Source organism: Lawsonella clevelandensis (assembly GCF_003241315.1).
In the GTDB taxonomy this organism is placed as follows: Bacteria; Actinomycetota; Actinomycetes; order Mycobacteriales; family Mycobacteriaceae; genus Lawsonella; species Lawsonella clevelandensis_A.
The window spans coordinates 136,361-153,154 of record NZ_QFOZ01000002.1; the positions used below are offsets into that span (position 1 = coordinate 136,361).

Here is a 16,794-nt window from a genome sequence, read left to right on the forward strand (position 1 = left end):
TTCTTTTTATCTCGTTTGTTTAGTTTTCCGGTATTGGAATTTCCCCACTTTTCCCCACCAAATATTTTTATGGCGCCAATGCGACGCTAAAGAAGCGCATACATGATGTAAAAAATTGCATGGTGTTTATCTTTTAGCAGGTAAAAGGATTTTTAAAATTCTTTAGTGAGGTAAGTGAAATAAATTGTTGATGTTATCCATAATACGTATGTGAAAAAAGTTAATAAAGTGATTATTGAGTGGATTAGTAGAGATATTTTTAGAGATAGGATCCCCACAAGAAAAATCGAGAGTAATGACTATTTTTATGAAAATAAAATTAGTCATATATGAATATTCCATTGATACGTGGGTGTTAGTGGGGTAAAGTGGGGCTAGTAAGGGAGAAGTGGTCAATAATCGGGAAGATGACAGGCAGAAAGCGAAAGGCAGTGGTCCGATGTTCCTCGGTACTTATACGCCCAAGCTTGATGACAAAGGTCGTCTTACGCTCCCCGCAAAGTTTCGCGAAGAGCTTGCCGGTGGAGTCATGGTGACCAAAGGACAGGATCACTGTCTGGCGGTATACCCCCGAGAAGAGTTTGTTCAACTTGCCCGTCGTGCAGCGAAAGCCCCACGAACGAAACCTGAGGCGCGTGCCTTTCTTCGTAGTCTCGCTGCTGGCACGGATGAACAATTTCCCGACTCACAGGGTCGGGTCACTCTTTCCATGGATCACCGCCGTTACGCAGAACTTCATAAAGAATGCGTCGTTATTGGCGCCGTCGACTATGTAGAAATATGGAATGCCGATGCTTGGGCAGAGTATGAGGCCGCTAATGAGCAGGCCTTCTCCGATGCTCAAGATGATTCTCTTCAGGACATCCTTTAGAGGAGATCCTGCCGTGACACTTCAATAGCGGTTTATGCGGAGATGCCACCAGGCCTCTGACCGGCTGGCCCTGACGTACTTCCCCAACGCCAGGTTCCGTTCGGCCAGAGACCCGATGGCATCTCTTTATGTATTCAGAAACATTCTCATACCTCTCGTAGAAAGGAGTTCAACATGGCACAACGACACATTCCAGTAATGCTTGACCGTATTGTTGAGCTTCTTTCTCCCGCCTGCGATCCTCGGTACACGAAACGACCCATCATCATCGATGGAACACTTGGACTTGGAGGGCACAGCGAAGCCCTTTTGCAGCGTATTCCCAACGTTTGCGTCATTGGTTTAGATCGTGATCCACAAGCTCTTGAGCTCGCTAGTGAGCGGCTAGCACCATTCGGCGATCGTTTCCTTCCCATCCATACCGAATACCACCGTGTCGCTGACGTCATTGGGTCTATTGATCATCCTTTCTGCGAACAAATACGTCAGGTTGGTGTCAATGGTGCTCTCTATGACCTGGGGGTATCTTCGATGCAACTTGATGATGTCGAACGAGGATTTTCCTATAGTCGTAATGCTCCCCTCGACATGCGTATGGACACCACCACTGGCATTACCGCGGCCGATGTTCTTAATACATACGACGTTAAAGACCTCGCTCATGTGCTCCGCACGTATGGTGATGAAAAGTTTGCCACCAAGATTGCTCGTGCAATTGTCCATGAGCGAGAAAAAACACCATTCGTCGAATCTCACCAGCTTGTTGAGTTGCTGTATCGGGTAATCCCGGCGGCAGCTCGTCGTACGGGTGGGCATCCTGCGAAGCGTACGTTCCAGGCGCTTCGTGTGGAAGTGAACCATGAACTCGACAGTCTTAAGGCTGCTCTTCCCGCAGTACTCGACCTTCTCGCAGTGGGAGGCCGAGCGGTGTTTATGGCCTATCAAAGTCATGAAGACAAACTGGTCAAACATGAATTTGCCAAGGCATGTACATCCCGTACCCCGGTAGATCTCCCTATAGAACTACCAGGCAGTCAAGCTTCCTATGCGCTTGTTACACGTCGTGCCGAAAAAGCCGACGAGACCGAAATTAATCGCAATCCCCGTTCTGCCTCCGTGCGTGTACGGGCTATTGAACGCTTAGAGAGGGACGCAGCATGATCGAGACTTCAGCTCGGCCGCGTAGTCGTACTCACCGTGCCGATTCTCCTCATCGGCACCGTACTGTTTCCGCTCAGCGAGCTATAGATCGCAGGAATCGCCGTTTGGCGCGAACTATGCAGATTGCCACAGGTGCAGCTGTCCGCAATGGTGGGGCTACTGTTTCTGCAACAGAAACACGAGGTCGTAGTCGTGCATCCATTAAAGCGCGCCTTAATAAGCAGAGCGTGATACGACGTCTGCGTGTTGGCAAACTCTCTTTTGTTGCAACAGTGCTTCTTGTTTGCCTTATTGGTGTAGGTGTCACCCTCGTCCTCTCCAGCTATGTGGCAAGCCAATCAGAATCAGTGGTGGCTCTACAACAGACAAATAAAGGTTTGAAAGAACACGATGCACAGTTAACGAAGCAGCTACAAGAATCAATGTCGGCTGCACAGTTAGCGGAAAAAGCGACCGCTATGGGAATGGTCCCCAGTGGGGATGTCCCCACTCTCCATAAGGAGGGTAAGAAAGTAGTGGTTGTGGGAACACCGCAGGCAGCTAATGGGCGTGTTCTTCAAAATATTAACCCTCCACTGCCGCAAAGAACTGAGCTGAAAGTTAAAAAGGTCAGTGAGCCACCTAGTGAACCTCCTGCTGAAAAAGTAAAATTTGAAAAGCGTCGTCCCTCGGATACTCTCCAGCAATTAGCAGAGCATCGCTAATTCTTCACTACACTGTGAGAGAGCCTCTGTCTGTGTGAAGAGGCTATGGGAGAGGACTTATTCAAAGGAGCGCTCATGCAAGGAGGACGGCCTGCCCCGCGACGTTCATCTGGCCCTCGCTATACGCAAACTGGGCCAGTGGGTCGTACTCCTCACCACGACTATTCCCGATCCTCGCAGCCGCAAAACGGGCACTCTCCCTTTCCAGCTCTTGAACAGCGCCTTTCCACAGTTTCTATGGATAAGCGATTTCGGTATGGTCGAGTGATACTCATTGTGGTGTTGGTGCTCTTTATTCCAGCCCTTATCTATGCGCAGATTATTGAGCGCCCTCGTCTTCTTAAAGAAGCACAGAGCCAACGAGCTGTCACACAAATCCTGTATGCGCCGCGTGGGGAAATTCGTGATGTGCATGGTACTCGTCTGGCCTATTCACGTGATGCCCGTAATCTGACGTTCCAGCCTTCTGTGGTGCGTAAGCAGATGCAGGCTGCGCATGATGCAGATTCCACGGCTCCAACATTTTCAGAATATATTGCCGGTATTGCTGATATGTTAGCTGCACAGATACCGGGAATTGATGCGGAAGACATGATGACTCGTATGTCATCGAATGAATCGTTTACCTATCTTGCTAAAAATGTTGACCCGGCAGTTGCTACGCGCATTGTTGATAAGTATCCACAGGTTGGTCAGGAGTATCAGCAGATTCGTGAGTATCCAGGGGGAAGTCTAGGGGCTAACGTTATTGGCGCTGTGGGAGTCGATAACGCGGGAATTCTTGGTCTTGAATCTTCAAAAAATACAGTACTTGCTGGAAGAAATGGGGAGAGGACATACGATCAGGCTACTGACGGAGCCTTCATCCCGGGGTCTGAGCGAAATAATGTCGATCCTTTACCCGGCAGTACTATTACGCTCACGCTAGATGCAGATGTGCAGTATTTTGTGCAATCGGCAGTGGAGTCTGCGAAGATTCATTCCGGTGCACAGCATGCTGAAGTAGTGGTGCTCGATTCAAAAACTGGGCATGTTGTTGCTATGGCTAACGCCAATACTTTTAACCCCAGTGCGAATCTCCTCCGTCAATCCGATTTCGATATGGGCAATCCTGCTATTACGAGCCCGTTCGAGCCCGGTTCTGTTAATAAGGTTGTGGCTGCTACCGCCGCTATTCAATACAATGTGGCAAAACCTACAGAAGTTTTTCAAGTTCCTGGCCAGATCCAGATGGATTCGGTGACAGTGCGTGATGCATGGGAGCACGGGGTAGTTCCCTATACAATGACGGGTATTTTTGGTAAGTCGTCAAACGTGGGAACACTGATGATTGCACAACGAGTGGGGAAAGATCGCTATGCAGACATGTTGCAGAAGTTTGGCCTTGGGCATGCTACTGGCATTGAGCTAGCGGGGGAGAGTCCAGGCTTAGTTCCAGCACGTCGTCAATGGCAGGGCGGTACTTTCGCAAACCTCCCTATTGGCCAGGGTCTTTCCATGACACTGCTGCAAATGGCGTCGGTGTATCAGACCATCGCTAATGATGGTGTGCGTATCCCGCCGCGCATTATTGCCTCAATAACGAAATCTAATGGGCAGGTTATTCACCAGGATGAGCCTTCCGCTGTGCGTGTTGTTTCTACTGAAACAGCCCGTACAGTGCGTAATATGTTTCGCGCAGTAGTTCAGGACGATACGGGCTATCAACAAGGTACGGGTCCGCAAGCTGCAGTTGAGGGCTACCAGATTTCTGGAAAGACGGGAACGGCGCAGCAAGTAGATCCCGGGTGTAATTGCTACTCCAACAGTATGTATTGGATTACCTTTGCTGGTATAGCTCCCGCGGATAATCCCCGTTATGTTATTGCCATCATGCTGGATAACCCCGTACGTGGCGTGCATGGGGAAGGTGGTCAGTCGGCTGCTCCACTTTTCCACGATATTGCGCAGTGGCTTCTTACCCGTGATAACGTGCCACTTTCCCCACCTGCTCCACGCTTGATTCTGCAGGCTGGCTGAAACCGGTAGTCTGGTAAGCGCTGGCATTAAACTACTGGAATTACTATTAGCATCTTCTACTAACATCGTTGGAAAGAACTACTCATTATGCAGACTCTTAAAGACCTTGCTGTCTTGTGTACTAGCACGTGTACCAGCAAGGATGGTAGTACCGAGATTTCTGGAATCACGCTTCAATCCGCTGCAGTACAGCCGGGGGACATGTTTGCGGCTTTGCCAGGATTGCATGTTCATGGAGCTCATTTTGTTGAGGATGCCTGTCAGCGCGGTGCTTCTGCCGTTCTGACTGATCCAGAGGGAGCCCGTATTGTCGCTTCCACCGGAGTGAATAACATACCTCTACTGGTCGTTGATGATATTCGCGCTGTACTTGGCAGAGTTAGCGCAGCGATCTATGGGAATCCTTCTTACGATGTTCCGGTTATTGGTATTACTGGTACCTCCGGGAAAACGACAACGTCCTATCTGATTGAATCGGCTTTTCGTACTGCGGGCCATTCTGTTGGCATGATTGGTACTACTGGTTCGCGTATTAATGGTGTACGTGTTCCCAGTTCGCTGACTACTCCGGAAGCACCGGATCTGCAACGTCTTTTCGCTACCATGAGGGATGACGGTGTGCACCGTATTGTCATGGAGGTCTCTAGCCATTCGTTACTGCTGGGACGAGTGGGCGGTACGCGATTCCGTATTGGTGCGTTTCTCAACCTTTCGCAGGATCATCTGGACTTTCATCACACTATGGAGGAGTACTTCCAGGCTAAAGCACGGCTATTTACGAAGGACTCAGGAACTTGTTGTGATCGTGCCGTCATTTGTATAGATGATAGCTGGGGTCTTCGCATGCGCGATATAGCGGAGGCTTCTGGATGTACTCCGGTCACGGTGTCTACTACCGGTAATGCTGATTACAGTGCAGGTCCTTCTAGTATTGCTGATGATGGTACGCAACAGTGTGTTATCACTGATCCGCAGGGGAATGAGCACAAGCTTGTTTTACCTATGCCGGGGCGTTTTAATGTTGCTAATGCGCTTGTTGCTCTTGCTGTTTCGGAACTTGCTGGGCTACCCATTGAGGATGCTCTTGCTGGTATTGCTCATGTTGTCGTTCCGGGCCGTTTACAGCGTATTGATGAAGGTCAGGATTATTTAGCAATTGTTGATTACGCGCATAAGCCTGCCGCGGTAGCTGCTGTTATCGCTACTCTTCGTAGTGAGATTAAGGGAAGGCTATGTGTTGTTCTCGGCGCTGGTGGGGATCGTGATGCTAGTAAGCGTGCCATTATGGGTCGGGAGGCAGCACGTGGATCTGACTTATTTATTGTTACCGATGACAATCCTCGTTCGGAGGATCCAGCAGTAATTCGTGCAGCTGTAGAGGCTGGGGCTTATGAACTTCCCACAGAAGAGCGTGGGGAAGTACGTAATATAGGCGATCGAGCAGCTGCTATTCGTGCTGCTATTGCATGGGCAGAACCAGGAGATGCAGTTCTCGTTGCTGGCAAAGGGCATGAGACAGGCCAGAATGTGAATGGGGTCATCCACCATTTTGATGATCGGGAAGAGGTTCGCGCTGCTCTACAGGAGCGCCGGACTGGTAGTCTTTGAACAGGTTATTTCAGCGATAGCGAAGAGAAGAAAGCTAAAGCGGAAGAAGGAAACGAGTGATCCCTCTCTCATTGGATCAAATTGCCACGATTGTTGGTGGCACCCTTAACGAGGCTGCCGATCCTCATACTGTTGTGAACGGTACTGTCGAGTTTGATAGTCGTAAGGTGACTCCAGGGGGGCTTTTTCTATGTATCCCAGGGGCACGAGTCGATGGGCATGATTTTGCTGCGGCAGCTATTGCTGATGGGGCAGTGGCAGTAATAGCAACTCGTCCTGTTGAGGTGCCCGCTATTATGGTGCAGCCTCTGGGGAAAGTAGATTCTCGCGCTACAGCTCTAGAGAATGATGAGAATGGTTGCACTGCAGCTATTCTACAGGCACTCGCTAAATTGGCTCGCTATGTGGTGAAAACGCTGATCGATGAAGAGTCATTAACTGTTGTCGGTATTACCGGTTCTTCCGGGAAAACCACAACAAAGGATCTTGTCACACAAGTATTGTCCACAGCAGGTGCAGTAGTATCTCCACCTGGATCGTTCAACAATGAATTAGGTTTCCCCTGGACCGCTCTCCGCGCTGACCGAAATACACGTTTCTTAGTACTGGAAATGTCTGCCCGAGGAATTGGTCATATTCACGATCTCACCGAGATTGTTGCCCCAACAATAGGTGTCGTTCTTAATGTAGGACATGCGCATTTGGGTGAATTTGGTTCACAGGAAGCTATTGCCCAAGCAAAAGGGGAATTAGTAGAAGCACTTCCTGCAGCAGCCTATGGAGGCATTGCTATCCTCAATGCTGATGATGATCGTGTTTCGCAAATGTCGCAGCGTACAAAAGCGCGTGTTATTACCTTCGGAACTCGCCCCAGTGCAGATTTCACTGCAGTAGATATCCGCATGGACAGATTGTCACGTGCAAGCTATACATTATCGGCGTTAGGGCATGAATACCCTGTCCAACTAGCTGTTTCTGGCGAGCATAATGTACTGAACTCACTTGCGGCATTAATTGTGGTACACGCGTGTGATATTCCTCTGCAACAAGCAATTACAGCCTTGAGTCAAGCAACTATTGTCTCTGGTCGGCGGATGGATGTGAAGGAACTTTCCAACAGCACCATCGTTATTAACGATTCCTATAACGCCAATCCGGACTCTATGCGAGCAGCTATTGCTGCGCTAAGTAATATGGCGCGTACCTCTACAGAAATGAAGAGAGAAAGTTGGGCAATCCTAGGTTTAATGGGAGAGCTGGGGAAAGAGTCCATCTCCCAGCATGTTGCTCTTGCGAAGACTCTCGCCGACTGCGGAATTGATCATGTCCTTACTGTGGGTAGTAACCCGGAGATGAATTCTCTTTGTGACGCTGCACATGAAATGGGAGTTTCAGCAGTGAGCATAGATAATAAGGAGGACGCTGCCGCATACCTCTCTGAGCATTATCACCCGGGTGATGTGATCTTGGTGAAGGCATCGCAAGCCGTCGGACTCTGGACTATTGCGGACACCATTATCTCTGCCGCTAATGGAGCAGCTGAGTAAAGGATCAAACTAGTGGCTCAAATTATTGTTGCACTGTGTGTATCAGTGTTAGTTTCCATACTGCTGACACCAGTGCTCATTAAAAAATTTCGACAACGCGATATTCGTCAAGAGATTCGTGAAGATGGACCGCAAACTCACTTAGTGAAGGCCGGAACACCCACCATGGGTGGTTTGGCAATCCTTGCTGGTATTTGGGCGGGGTACTTTTCCGGCGTCCTAGTGGGTGCCTTAACAGATGGGGGAGGGCCAGCTGCATCTGGACTCCTTGTCCTCATGCTGACGACGTGCCTTGGACTAGTCGGTTTCGCAGATGATGCGATTAAAGTTTTCAAGAAACGTAACCTGGGGCTTACCCCAAAGGCGAAATTCCTAGGACAGTTTGTTGCCGCTATTCTCTTTGCTGTTCTTGCTATTTTCTTCCCCAATGAGCATGGTCTGACACCAGCATCGAAATTTTTCTCCATAACTCGCGATATTCCGGTAATGAGTATGGCAGCAGGCGGTGGCATCGTCTTCATCATATTTGCCTATTTTGTTATTACCGCTTGGTCCAATGCTGTCAATATCACTGATGGTCTGGATGGCTTAGCTGCTGGTTCTATGGCGTTAGTCATGGGTGCCTACACCATTATTACTTTCTGGCAATTCCGCAATGCATGCTCAACTACTGGTAATGCAGTGGGATGCTATCAGGTAAGAGACCCACTAGATATCTCTATCTTGTGTGCGGCTGCACTAGGTGCGTGTATAGGTTTTCTCTGGTGGAACTGTAACCCCGCCAAAATATTTATGGGTGACACTGGCTCGCTAGCGTTGGGTGGTTTAGTTGCGGGTATCTCTATTGTGAGTAGAACAGAGCTCCTCATGGTTGTTATTGGTGCTCTTTTCGTTATTGAAATTTTCTCTGTTGTACTGCAGGTAGGGTTCTTTAAAGCGACAGGACGACGTATTCTGCGTATGGCACCTTTCCATCATCACTTTGAGTTGGGTGGATGGAAAGAAACGACTGTTATTGTACGATTCTGGCTGATTGCTGGATTGTCTGCAGGACTCGGTATGGCCGTTTTCTATGCAGACTGGCTATCAAAGGTGGCGGTATAAATGCCTGCAATGCCCATAGATCTTACTGATCAAAAAGTATTTGTTTTGGGTGCAGGAGTCTCTGGCCTCGCGGCGGCGCGTCTACTGCGTCATATTGGGGCTATCCCCATTGTGGTGGAGGATGAGGATGCTGCGCGTGCCAAAGCCAGCGACATAGCCGACAGTGTTCTCACAATGGCAGAAGCAGAAGATGCCCTCAGTGAGGCCGCACTTGTTGTGACAAGCCCAGGTATCCCTCCGCATCATCCTTTTTTTACTGCTACTACCGCAGCTAATGTGCCGGTATGGGGGGATGTAGAACTATGCTGGCACGTCGATAAGGCTAGTTTGTGTGGACCTTCTCGTGTATGGCTCGCCGTTACCGGGACGAATGGTAAAACCACCACAGTGGGTATGACGACTGCCATCTGCCAACAAGCGGGAATGTCCGCGGTAGCCTGCGGTAATATCGGCTACCCCATTGAAGAAGCCCTTCTGGATCCGAATCACCCCGATGTTCTTGTCTGTGAACTCTCTAGTTTCCAACTGCATTGGGCTCCCAGTGTGAAACCGCTGGCCGGAGCATTACTAAACATTGATGAAGACCATCTCGATTGGCATGGCTCAGTAGAGGCATACGCAGCGGATAAGGCGCGAGTGTTGAATGGTCTCTATGCCATTGTGGGTCTTGATGACCCGCGTGCTGCCGCAGCTGGCGATGAGTGTTCTGCACAGTTTGTTATTGGGTTCCGTGCCGGAGAACCAGTACGTGGCCAGATTGGAGTCCACGAAAATGGACTTTTCGATAATGCATTTGGGCCTAATGACGCAGCTCGTTTTCTTATAGAGTGCGCCGATATTCACCCAGCAGGTCCCGCTGGTGTTCTCGATGCAGGGGCAGCCGCAGCACTTGCAATGGCAGCAGGAGCGATGCCGCAGGACGTCAACGATGCACTTAAAGATTTTGTTGTGGCCCCACATCGTAATGCTGTCGTTACTACTATTGACGGCATCACCTATGTTGATGATTCAAAAGCCACGAATCCGCATGCCGCACGTAGCTCTATGCTGGGCTATAGCTCTATTGTGTGGATCGCCGGTGGACAGCTCAAGGGAGCTGATATTACTCCACTTATTGATGAGGTAGGTGCCCGTCTACGTGGCGCTGTCATTATCGGAAAAGATGGGGATCTTATTGTCAATGCTCTCCACACAGCACGTCCTGAGATACCAGTAGTTCGTATTCGCACTGGTGATGATGGAACAGATACGCCACCGCCAGCAGAAGAGACAGAGCAGGCTATGGTAGAAGCTGTCGCTGCTGCACAAGAAATGGCACAATCTGGCGACACGGTACTTTTAGCACCTGCCGCTGCTAGCTATGACATGTTTACTGGATATGGACAACGCGGTGATCTTTTCGCCACGACCATACTGAAGCATTAAGAGGACAACACCACTCCGTCACGGGAGAAGGGAGGACAGTATGGCGACTGAGTCTATCAAGAACGTCGGTAATGCTGCATCCACTCACGCTACGGAGACGAACCACGAAGATACCAGTAAAAAGCAGAAGATCGGTAGTCCTGTTAAAGCAGAACTGCAGAAGTTTGTGGCAGGTTTCCGGAATTACTACACCGGTCCTCTCGCTGATGTTCACCTTATAGTGACAATCTGCATTATTCTCTCAATTCTTGGCGTGGTGATGGTGCTCGATGCATCAGGCCCGGCCTCGTTGCGAGATTACGGAAACTATTACACAGTATTCATCCGTCAATGTATCTTCATGCTTATTGGGTGGCTAGGCTTTTACGTCGCTTTGCGAATACCTTTTTCAGCATTGCGTAAATTAGCCTTCCCCCTCTATATATTCTCCTTCCTCTTACTTATTCTTGTGGCGATTCCTGGCGTTGGACAGGAACGTAATGGTGCGCGTTCATGGTTCGTTTTTGGACCGGTAGCATTCCAACCTTCGGAACTTGCCAAAGTTATCATCATTGTGGTGGTGGCGCTTTATCTGGGACAATTAACGCCAATGTCAAAGATTGGCGATACTCTTCGCCCCATTGGCCTTTTTATTCCCATTATTGCGTTAGTTATTGTGCAACGAGATTTGGGTATGGCAGTTACGTTTGGTGTTGTTCTCGTTGCCTTTCTCTTTTTTAGTAGACTCCCCAACAAAGTTATTTGGATAACTATTGGTGGTGCTGTCGCTCTCTTCCTTATTCTCACGCTCACTACTGGATTCCGTACTGATCGTCTTATTGCCTACTGGCATCAACTTAAAGGTGGCACATATGATGCGCAGGGGGCAGGTTATCAGTCTTATCAATCACGGTTGGCGCTGGCTGATGGTGGTTTTAGCGGAGTTGGATTAGGGCAGTCACGGGCGAAGTATTTTTATCTTCCAGAAGCTCCTAACGACTTCGTTTTTGCCATTATTGGAGAAGAACTTGGGCTTATTGGTTCTGTGATTGTGACATTGCTATACACCGCATTAGGTCTGATAGGTCTGCGTATAGCACGGCGCGTGCTAGATCCTTCTATGCGTCTTATCGCTAGTGTTGGAACAACGTCAATAGTGGTTCAAGCGTTTATTAACATGGGCTATGTTGCGGGCGCTCTTCCGGTAACAGGTCTGCAGCTTCCTCTTATTTCCGCAGGTGGTTCCGCTACGGTAACAACACTTTTCCTATTGGGGCTTATTACCAGTACCGCACGTCATGAGAGAGCCGCTGTAGCAGCTATTAGTACGGGAAGCGGACGCATTGGTAAAGCGCTGCATCTTTCCACCCCGCATGTTTATTCTCCAGATGACGTTCTTAATTTCGGTCGATATACAGGGATTGCACAATGGATGGTCGGAAAGACCCCTGTTTCTGTAAAAGCCTCTCGCAGTACAGATCCTCGTCGCGCAGATCCGCGCCCAGGACCGCCTAGAGCGCAGCAGCAACGACCAAAGCCGCGTCCTGGACAATCATCATCCGCCGGGGGAAGACGAAAAGCCCCTACTTCACGCGGAAATTCTACTGGTTCGCGCACGCTTCCTCCGCTTGATCGTCCACAAGGCCGTCGGTGGAATCCTCCACCACGCGGAAGCTATGGCGATAACTTTGGCCCCAATGGGCCAAGATCACGACGCTAATTGAGCTAATCCACACTAATGAGGACATAACAGATGACGAGAAAATCTCTTTCCGTAGTACTTGCTGGCGGAGGTACTGCGGGGCATATTGAACCAGCAATGGCGGTAGCTGATGCATTAACGCACCTCGACCCCTCAATTCGTGTGACAGCGCTAGGAACTGAACGTGGTTTAGAAAAAGATCTTGTACCCGCGCGTGGGTATGACCTCCGCATGATTGAGGCAGTACCATTGCCGCGTCATCTTACGAAAGAACTGTTTCGTGTTCCGGGACGGTTACACACCTCGGTGAAACAGGCTCGTGATGTTATGGATGATGTCGCAGCGGATGTCCTTATTGGTTTTGGCGGGTATGTATCCATGTCTGCCTACTTAGCAGCTCGAAAAGGTTCTCGACATATTCCCTACATTGTGCATGAGGCTAATGCGCGAGCTGGGATTGCCAATAAAATTGGAGCTCGACACGCATGTCGAGTTCTTGGAGCAGTACCTGGGTGCGGTTTCCCCATTGACGTTGTGGGAATCCCTGTACGTCCCACTATTAGCCAACTGGATCGCTCTGCATTGCGTGCAGAAGCACGTGAATTTTTTGGACTTGATCCCCAGGCTCCCGTTCTTTTGGAATTTGGTGGTTCACAAGGGGCGCAGTCTCTTAACCGAGTGATGAATGAAGCAGTTTCTGGGTTGGCTGAAAAAAACATTGGTGTTCTGCAAGCGGTAGGACCCAAAAATTATGATTGTGGTGATCCTACACGCGGGGGTGCACCTGCTGGTGCGAAGGATCTTTCACTGCCATCGGGAATTACTGCTCGAAATGTTGCCCCAGACAATGCACCAGCCCAGATACAAGTTCCCTATATTAACACTATGAACTTGGCATATGCTGCTGCTGATTGTGTTATCTGTCGTTCTGGAGCAATGACAGTCGCGGAGATTTCCGCTGTGGGACTTCCCGCTTTATATGTTCCACTTCCTATCGGTAATGGCGAACAGGCACTTAATGCGCAGCCAGTTATAGAAGCAGGTGGGGGAACTCTTATTAACGACCATGATCTTACAGGTCAGCAGGTTATAGACTGGGCAGAGAATCTTCTTACTACCCCTGGGAAATATCAGACGGCCGTTGCTGGGGCGTTACGCTCTGGCTCTCGTAATGCTGCAGAAGATGTAGCACGCGCCGCTTGTGATCTTGTTGGTTATTCGCTTCCCGCGTCACAACACTAGACACTACTAGGAGAAAACAGCATGATAACGGCTACTCTTCCCCCAGAACTCCAACGCGTTCACATGATTGGTATTGGTGGCGCGGGAATGTCCGGTGTTGCGCGTATTCTGCTTGCCCGTGGAGGAGAAGTAAGTGGGTCTGATGTCCGCGATTCTCGCGCACTCGTATCACTTAGCGCGCGGGGAGCAAAAGTGGCAGTTGGGCATGACATTAAGAATCTTGAATTGCTCTCCGAACAGCCTTCCTGCGTTATTGTCTCGTATGCAGCAATCCCGGACACTAATCCAGAATTGCGTGAAGCGCGCCGTCTCGGTATTCCTATCCGTACTCGGTCGCAGGTTCTTGCCCAGTTGATGCAGGGATACAAGACTCTGCTAGTGGCAGGTACTCACGGCAAAACCTCTACGACATCAATGGCGGTTGTTTCCTTCCAATCTTTAGGCTGTGATCCGTCTTTTGCTGTCGGTGGTGCCCTCCACGAAACCGGAACTAACGCCCATCATGGTTCGGGGGATCTTTTTATCGCGGAGGCTGATGAATCTGATGCATCGTTGCTGCAGTATCGCGCGAGCATGGCAATTGTCACAAACGTAGAACCGGACCATCTTAATTTCTTCGGTACCCCAGAAGCCTACTGTCAGGTCTTTGCAGATTTTCTCGATTGTATTGATCCTGCGGGCTCATTAATTGTGTGCGTGGATGATCCAGGATCGCACACATTAGCGCTTTATGCTGTACAAAAGGGAATTCGGGTCCTTGGATATGGAACAGCAGCTGCGGCAGCACAGGCACAACGCGATGGAATTCCCATGGCGGGGGTGTTGGAGGCGTGGGAGCCTACTTTAGATGGGCTAGTGGCTCGTATTCATCTTGCAGGAGACGATAGTCCACGTGAACTAGTACTTCCCGTTCCCGGAGAGCACATGGCGTTGAATGCGCTTGCCGCCTTGATCGCTGTTCGTGACTATGGCGGAGATGTCAGTGAAGCCTTGGAGGCGCTTACCCATTTTGGGGGAGTGAATCGACGTTTTCAGTATCACGGCCATGTAGGGGGAATTCGTGTTTATGACGATTACGCCCATCATCCTACGGAGGCACGGGCAGTACTTACTGCGGCACGTGAAGTAGCTGACGCGGACGCACAAGGCCTAGGTCATCCAGGGCGTGTCATTGTCTGTTTCCAGCCGCATTTGTTCTCCCGTACAGAGCAGTTCGCAGAAGAATTCGCGAAGGCCCTTGACCTTGCCGATTATGCTATTGTCCTGGATATTTATGGGGCGAGGGAGAAGCCTATCCCGGGTGTCACAAGCGAACTTATTACTACTCAGCTCACCATCCCGCATAAGTATCAACCGGACTTTTCTAAAGTGCCTTACGATGTTGCTGCCATTGCGGAGCCAGGAGATATTGTCCTGACGATGGGTGCCGGCAACGTTACTATGGAAGCCGATGCCGTCATCGCTCTCTTGAAAGGCTAGGACTGTGGCTGAAGAACGCCGTGCTGTGTCTTCTTCTGTGCGGATAGGACTACAGACAGTGCTCGGTGTTGTTATTGTTGCTATTCTCGCAGCTGCTGTTGTGCTCTTTGCGACACCTCTTTTCCTTGTCACAGATACGTCAGTGGAGGGAATTCGGGTCCTTACAAAGGAGCAAGTTCTGCAGCAGGCTCAAATTCCTATGAATACGCGTATGGCTGAGTTGGATACTCATGATGTTGCTGTGCGAATTGCGGAGCTTCCGCGAGTAAAACATGTGCGTGTGGAAAAGAGCTATCCGCATCTTGTTACGGTGGAAGTGACGGAGCGTACCCCTCTTGTTTATTGCGAGTTTGAGGGGAAGATGTACGAGTTGGACGCGAGTGGAGTAGCGATGCATGTGCGGCGCCCTACGCGTCGCATTCCTGAGATTGTGGTGCCTCAGCCGCTTCACAATACGTTGCAGCGGGAGGCTGCGTTAACAACTGCCCAGCATTTGCCCAAGGACATTCTTACACGAGTGCGGACAATTACTGTAGATTCTGCAGCAATGGTCGTTTTGCGGATGCGTAGTGGGAGAACTGTGGAGCTAGGGTCTCCCACGCGGTTAGATGAAAAAGTGGAATCGATGCGTATTGTGCTTACGCAGCCGGGCGCTACCTGGAATGTTTCTAACCCAGAACTTCCCACTAGGCGCTAGTAAAAGATAGAGTCCCTCATTAATTTTGGTTCTTCCGGTGTGTCTATTTTGGGCACTCTGTGACGGTCTTTATTCTTTATCCGCACTGAAGGACTCTCTAAACCTTCAACCTCAGCTTTAGACGGGAGAGGCTATTCCAATGACTACGCCACAACATAATCTGGCTGTAATCAAAGTAGTCGGTATTGGTGGCGGCGGTACCAACGCTATCAAACGAATGATCGGCGAGGGCATGACCGGCGTCGATTTCATTGCACTTAATACTGATGAACAAGATCTGCTGGACTGCGATGCCCCCACCAAACTTGATATTGGCCAGTCCACAACACGCGGCTTGGGTGCGGGAGCTGATCCCGCAGTAGGTGAGCGTGCTGCCCGGGACAATTCGCAGGATATTGAGGATGTTCTTACGGGCGCCGATATGGTTTTTGTTACTGCTGGTGAAGGCGGCGGAACCGGAACTGGTGGAGCTCCTATTGTTGCGGGGATCGCCCGTGGTTTAGGTGCGCTTACGGTTGCTGTTGTTACCAAGCCTTTCTCCTTTGAGGGCAAACGTCGTGCCGACAATGCGGAGCATGGTATTGAGAAGCTACGGGATGCGTGTGACACTCTCATCACTATTCCCAACGATCGGCTTCTACAACAGGAAGATAAGACTATCTCCATTAATGAGGCCTTCTCTAAAGCCGATGAGGTTCTTTTCAATGGCGTACAAGGCATTACCGACCTCATCTCCACTCCGGGACTCATTAACGTTGACTTTGCCGATGTGAAGTCAGTATTGGCTGACTCTGGTGCTGCACTAATGGGTATTGGGCGAGCTTCTGGTAACGATCGTGCTAGTAAAGCTACGGATGCCGCCATTAACTCTCCTCTGCTGGAATACAGCATGGAAGGCGCCAAAGGTGTACTGCTCTCCATTGCTGGTGGATCAGATCTTGGCCTTTTTGAAGCTAATGAGGCCGCCAGTATTGTTCGTGAGAAGGCTCATCCAGATGCCAACATTATTTTTGGTACGGTGATTGATGATTCACTTGGTGACGAAGTTCGCGTCACCGTGGTGGCAGCAGGTTTTGAAGGTGGAGAACCGCCGGCACGCGTCTTTGAGAATGAGACTGACGCATCTGAAGAGGATATCGAGGAAGTCGCAGAGAAAAGCTCTGCTATGAGTATTCGTCAGCGCACTACTCGAGTTTCTGATGAGGATGACATCGATATTCCTCCATTTATGCGTTAACGTACAGGTTTTTGTACGG

General features: G+C 49.9%; 13 protein-coding genes. All 13 read left to right on the forward strand.

Going from position 1 to position 16,794, the window contains the following annotated elements; translation table 11 throughout:
- Window positions 1–439: 439 nt before the first annotated feature.
- The 13 genes from mraZ to ftsZ all read left to right on the forward strand — a co-directional run bounded on the left by mraZ (window position 440) and on the right by ftsZ (window position 16,775).
- Entirely contained in the window at window positions 440–871 is a 432-nt protein-coding gene (gene mraZ, locus DI579_RS02995; protein WP_290598400.1) for a division/cell wall cluster transcriptional repressor MraZ, read from the forward strand.
- 174 nt (window positions 872–1,045) lie between these two features.
- Window positions 1,046–2,032: a 16S rRNA (cytosine(1402)-N(4))-methyltransferase RsmH gene (gene rsmH, locus DI579_RS03000; protein WP_290598401.1), complete on the forward strand. Its 987-nt coding sequence runs from the start codon at window positions 1,046–1,048 to the stop codon at window positions 2,030–2,032.
- Window positions 2,029–2,736 carry a hypothetical protein gene (locus DI579_RS03005; RefSeq protein WP_303678667.1) on the forward strand — a complete coding sequence of 236 codons (708 nt, stop codon included), beginning with the start codon at window positions 2,029–2,031 and terminating at the stop codon, window positions 2,734–2,736. The genes rsmH and DI579_RS03005 overlap by 4 nt, the downstream gene beginning before the upstream one ends.
- Window positions 2,737–2,811: 75 nt before the next feature.
- Window positions 2,812–4,755, forward strand: a complete 1,944-nt coding sequence (locus DI579_RS03010) for a penicillin-binding protein 2 (RefSeq protein WP_303678668.1) — start codon at window positions 2,812–2,814, stop codon at window positions 4,753–4,755.
- Window positions 4,756–4,842: 87 nt separating this feature from the next.
- Window positions 4,843–6,363 carry a UDP-N-acetylmuramoyl-L-alanyl-D-glutamate--2,6-diaminopimelate ligase gene (locus tag DI579_RS03015; protein ID WP_290598406.1) on the forward strand — a complete coding sequence of 507 codons (1,521 nt, stop codon included), beginning with the start codon at window positions 4,843–4,845 and terminating at the stop codon, window positions 6,361–6,363.
- Window positions 6,364–6,419: 56 nt separating this feature from the next.
- A complete protein-coding gene (gene murF, locus DI579_RS03020) occupies window positions 6,420–7,910 on the forward strand; it encodes a UDP-N-acetylmuramoyl-tripeptide--D-alanyl-D-alanine ligase (RefSeq protein WP_303678669.1) in 1,491 nt (496 codons plus the stop codon).
- Window positions 7,911–7,922: 12 nt separating this feature from the next.
- Entirely contained in the window at window positions 7,923–9,014 is a 1,092-nt protein-coding gene (gene mraY, locus DI579_RS03025; RefSeq protein WP_303678670.1) for a phospho-N-acetylmuramoyl-pentapeptide-transferase, read from the forward strand.
- The gene (murD, locus tag DI579_RS03030) at window positions 9,015–10,439 is read left to right on the forward strand and encodes a UDP-N-acetylmuramoyl-L-alanine--D-glutamate ligase (protein WP_290598409.1); all 1,425 of its coding nucleotides are present in this window, start codon (window positions 9,015–9,017) and stop codon (window positions 10,437–10,439) included. It abuts the gene before it with no gap.
- 40 nt (window positions 10,440–10,479) lie between these two features.
- Window positions 10,480–12,138 (forward strand): FtsW/RodA/SpoVE family cell cycle protein, encoded by a 1,659-nt coding sequence (locus tag DI579_RS03035; protein ID WP_290598410.1) that lies wholly within the window; start codon window positions 10,480–10,482, stop codon window positions 12,136–12,138.
- Between the two features lie 33 nt (window positions 12,139–12,171).
- On the forward strand, window positions 12,172–13,362 hold the full coding sequence (locus DI579_RS03040; RefSeq protein ID WP_303678671.1) for a glycosyltransferase: 1,191 nt from the start codon (window positions 12,172–12,174) through the stop codon (window positions 13,360–13,362).
- 21 nt (window positions 13,363–13,383) lie between these two features.
- On the forward strand, window positions 13,384–14,841 hold the full coding sequence (gene murC / locus DI579_RS03045; protein ID WP_290598412.1) for a UDP-N-acetylmuramate--L-alanine ligase: 1,458 nt from the start codon (window positions 13,384–13,386) through the stop codon (window positions 14,839–14,841).
- A 4-nt stretch (window positions 14,842–14,845) separates the two neighbouring features.
- The gene (locus tag DI579_RS03050) at window positions 14,846–15,538 is read left to right on the forward strand and encodes a cell division protein FtsQ/DivIB (protein WP_290598413.1); all 693 of its coding nucleotides are present in this window, start codon (window positions 14,846–14,848) and stop codon (window positions 15,536–15,538) included.
- A gap of 139 nt (window positions 15,539–15,677) precedes the next feature.
- A complete protein-coding gene (ftsZ, locus tag DI579_RS03055; RefSeq protein ID WP_306558933.1) occupies window positions 15,678–16,775 on the forward strand; it encodes a cell division protein FtsZ in 1,098 nt (365 codons plus the stop codon).
- Window positions 16,776–16,794 lie beyond the last annotated feature (19 nt).

Excerpts from the sequence above, each read along its gene's own strand:
- mraZ (WP_290598400.1), top strand. The coding sequence starts at position 440 with ATGTTCCTCGGTACTTATACGCCCAAGCTTGATGACAAAGGTCGTCTT.
- rsmH (WP_290598401.1), top strand. The coding sequence starts at position 1,046 with ATGGCACAACGACACATTCCAGTAATGCTTGACCGTATTGTTGAGCTT.
- DI579_RS03005 (WP_303678667.1), top strand. The coding sequence starts at position 2,029 with ATGATCGAGACTTCAGCTCGGCCGCGTAGTCGTACTCACCGTGCCGAT.
- DI579_RS03010 (WP_303678668.1), top strand. The coding sequence starts at position 2,812 with ATGCAAGGAGGACGGCCTGCCCCGCGACGTTCATCTGGCCCTCGCTAT.
- DI579_RS03015 (WP_290598406.1), top strand. The coding sequence starts at position 4,843 with ATGCAGACTCTTAAAGACCTTGCTGTCTTGTGTACTAGCACGTGTACC.
- murD (WP_290598409.1), top strand. The coding sequence starts at position 9,015 with ATGCCTGCAATGCCCATAGATCTTACTGATCAAAAAGTATTTGTTTTG.
- DI579_RS03035 (WP_290598410.1), top strand. The coding sequence starts at position 10,480 with ATGGCGACTGAGTCTATCAAGAACGTCGGTAATGCTGCATCCACTCAC.
- DI579_RS03040 (WP_303678671.1), top strand. The coding sequence starts at position 12,172 with ATGACGAGAAAATCTCTTTCCGTAGTACTTGCTGGCGGAGGTACTGCG.
- murC (WP_290598412.1), top strand. The coding sequence starts at position 13,384 with ATGATAACGGCTACTCTTCCCCCAGAACTCCAACGCGTTCACATGATT.
- ftsZ (WP_306558933.1), top strand. The coding sequence starts at position 15,678 with ATGACTACGCCACAACATAATCTGGCTGTAATCAAAGTAGTCGGTATT.